The following is a 479-nucleotide window of genomic DNA, read 5'->3' as shown; positions in this document are numbered from 1 at the left end:
GTTATTCTGTTAGGTGATATGACAGATCATGGCAGTAAGGTTATTACCGTTATTGATGAATGTACTCACAATGGTGTACCTATTATGGCAAAAAATAAGCTAAACAGGAGACGTTAATATGCCAATACCCTTATTAGCTCCTGTCGCCGTGGGTGCGGCTGAATATGTCGCAAGCGCCTGTGCCGGAGTATTAATTGCAGTCGGTATCATGGAAGCGGGTAAAGATAAATCCGTAATAGATGATGACAGTATTCAACATAAGAAAACGGATTTTGTAATCAGCCCTGACATCACGGATGAAGATCGAAATATTGTCTGGAGTGCCGAAGCTTATGCGGATTTCTGGGAGGATGATGATTTAGGGGAAGAATCCGTTGATACCAGTGCGGTTCAAGTTAAGGCTCAGTCTAAGACGGAAGAGTGTGAAAAAACGGAAACTAAAAAAGAGTGTCAGGCTTGTCTTGCTATTCCGGTGACGA

At 42.6% G+C, this 479-nt stretch carries 1 pseudogene; it reads left to right on the top strand.

Annotated features, from left to right (window positions below):
• Window positions 1-118: 118 nt before the first annotated feature.
• Window positions 119-479: pseudogene (locus AAC155_RS24325) on the top strand (hypothetical protein); the annotation flags it as partial.

Source organism: Photorhabdus sp. HUG-39 (genome assembly GCF_963878365.1).
GTDB classification, from domain to species: domain Bacteria; phylum Pseudomonadota; class Gammaproteobacteria; order Enterobacterales; family Enterobacteriaceae; genus Photorhabdus; species Photorhabdus kayaii.
This window is presented reverse-complemented; position numbering and strand designations above follow the sequence as displayed.